The organism is Microbacterium sp. (genome assembly GCF_003248605.1).
Taxonomy (GTDB): domain Bacteria; phylum Actinomycetota; class Actinomycetes; order Actinomycetales; family Microbacteriaceae; genus Microbacterium.
In genome coordinates this window covers 1-2,115 of sequence record NZ_QFPF01000177.1, presented here as the reverse complement: position 1 = coordinate 2,115, position 2,115 = coordinate 1, and the positions used below count along the sequence as shown (strand labels likewise).

Sequence of the window (2,115 nt, the reverse complement as noted above, 5' to 3'; positions counted from 1 at the left end):
CGGCTCGCGCGGAATCGTGCTGATGACCATCCTGCAGTCGTGGTCGCAGGGCGTCGACGTGTGGGGTGATTCGGGCATGCGGAAGCTGTGGAGCGCCTCGAACGTCAAGGTGTATGGCGGCGGTGTCTCCGAAGATGCGTTCCTGGAAAGCCTCTCCAAGCTGATCGGTGACTACGACCGCCAGGCGTCGTCGGTGTCCTCCGGTCGGGGCGGGCGCAGCGTGAATCAACAGCTCCACCGTGAGCGCATCCTGGACGTGGCCGACCTGGCGGCGATGCCGAAGGGTCGCGCCGTGGTGCTCTCGTCGGGGAACCGCCCGACGCTGATCCGCACGCAGCCGTGGATGACCGGCCCGCACGCGGAGAAGGTCAAGGCGTCGATCGCAGCTCACGACCCGCAGGCGTCGCGGACGATCATCGAGGCGCAGGAGTCGGTGCGTGAAGTCGCGGCCGCCGTCGACGGCAGGGGCGCGGCCTGATGAGCGACAACTGGGGTGATGCTCCCGCTGACGAGGGGATCGAGGCAGAACCGTTCGAACTGGACGAGGGCGACGAGCCCGACCCGCGCGACGTCCCCGACGACGCCGAGCTGCCGGAGCTGCCGGAGCGCGAGCCCGGCCGGCTGTTCGGGATCGACATTGCCGACGTCGCGACCGCTCTCGCGGCCCCGGCGATTCGTGCCGTGGTGCAGAAGGCCATCGCCGGGGCGGTGAAGGATGCCGTCGCGGCCGAGGTCGACGAGGCGCTGGACCCGACGGTGGTCGAGGAGCTGCAAGCGCGGGCGGCCACGGCCGCCCGTCGCGCCGTGGCTGACGCGATGGATGCTCTCGACGAGGAAGAGCCGGCCGACGAGGAACCAGCGCTGTACTACGGCTCCGTCGACGAGTTCGTGCGCGAGTACCTGGTGAAGAACTACCGTCGCCGCGTCGACGGGGAGCGCAGCGTGTGGGCGGCCGACTGGTGGAACTACCCGGAGGCCGTGATCCGGCTCGACGCTCTGTGGCGGGCGTGGGAGCACCTGCGCCTCGACCCGACAACGGGGATGAGCGTCTGGTTCCGCGATCACGCCGAGCACCACATGAGCGTCCTGCTCGACCCTCACGGCCCGTTCGCGGCCGCCGGGGCTGGTGATGGCCGGGTGAACACGAACGACGATCAGAAGGGCGCTGAGCTGCCGTACACGGCACCGCCGGACGGTTTGTACCCGGACCTGCGCGAGGAGCCGCCTACGGGCGTCTGAGCGGACAACGAGAGAGGGACCGGCCCAGTGGGTCGGTCCCTCTCTCGTGCGCTCAGACGGCTGCTCAGGCAGTCTTGGCGACGGTCCGCGCGTCGGGGTCTTTCCCGAACCGGCGAATGTAGGCCTGTCGGAGTTCTTGGAGCTGCGCCCGCTCGCGATCGCTGATCGGCTCGGCCTTGCCAGCCGCGATACGACGCTGCAAGCTGCTTGCCTTCTTCGTCACTTCACCCACGGTAGCCACCTCCATCTACTACTAGTTTCCGCCGATACGGGCTCGCTGTCTACGCCGCTCGCATCCTGCAAGTTCTGCATCGTGCGGTAGATCATCTTGCCCTCCGTCTCGGTCGCTTCGTCGAACAGCGCCACCAGGGCGTCGTTCGCGACTTCGCGGTCGGTCTGATTGTCAGAACCGGCCTGACCGAGCGCCCATTCCGCCCGCTTCCACCATTGCTCCCGCGCTGCGTTCTCGCGCGCGATCAGCGTCGACCGGTACGCCGGATAGAACGCGACCGCGGCCGCGACGATGGCGAACAGGCCCGCCATCGGCGGGCCTGACCAGAAGTCCCGCCAGAACGGGTCGTCGAGCACGAACGGCGGTAGGAGGCTGCGCACGCCGAAGCCGACGCCCGCTGCGAGCACTCCGACGCCGACGAGCTGGGCGACGAGCCTCCCGCGGGCGCTCATCGCCCAATCTCGGTGCGCTGCACCTTCGACGAGCGCGACCGGTTCGGCCGCGCCTTGGCGCTCTGTAGCTGCTGCGCCTTCACCGCCTCGGTGGCCGGCTTGCCCTGGCTGACGTCGGCGGCCATCTTCGCGCTCACGGCCTCCTTGCCGACGCCGCGCTGTTCGAGCTTGTCGGCGTCGCGCTCGCGCCGC

General features: G+C 69.4%; 4 protein-coding genes and 1 pseudogene. 2 read left to right on the top strand and 3 right to left on the bottom strand.

Annotated features, from left to right (window positions below):
• Both DI573_RS14690 and DI573_RS14685 read left to right on the top strand, forming a co-directional pair.
• Nucleotides 1-478 (top strand): TraG/TraD/VirD4 family protein (locus DI573_RS14690; RefSeq protein WP_292815893.1); only part of this gene is annotated, 478 nt, incomplete at its 5' end.
• The gene (locus DI573_RS14685; RefSeq protein WP_259982421.1) at nt 478-1,239 is read left to right on the top strand and encodes a DUF4913 domain-containing protein; all 762 of its coding nucleotides are present in this window, start codon (nt 478-480) and stop codon (nt 1,237-1,239) included. The genes DI573_RS14690 and DI573_RS14685, both read left to right, overlap by 1 nt.
• A 64-nt stretch (nt 1,240-1,303) precedes the next feature.
• Here DI573_RS14685 and DI573_RS14680 read toward each other — a convergent pair whose 3' ends face one another.
• The 3 genes and pseudogenes from DI573_RS14680 to DI573_RS14670 form a co-directional block, all read right to left on the bottom strand.
• Nucleotides 1,304-1,462 carry a hypothetical protein gene (locus tag DI573_RS14680; RefSeq protein ID WP_175988855.1) on the bottom strand — a complete coding sequence of 53 codons (159 nt, stop codon included), beginning with the start codon at nt 1,460-1,462 and terminating at the stop codon, nt 1,304-1,306.
• Entirely contained in the window at nt 1,459-1,923 is a 465-nt protein-coding gene (locus tag DI573_RS14675; RefSeq protein ID WP_259982424.1) for a hypothetical protein, read from the bottom strand. Before DI573_RS14675 ends, DI573_RS14680 begins: the two co-directional genes overlap by 4 nt.
• Nucleotides 1,920-2,115, bottom strand: a pseudogene (locus DI573_RS14670) (hypothetical protein); the annotation flags it as partial. The pseudogene DI573_RS14670 and the gene DI573_RS14675, both read right to left, overlap by 4 nt.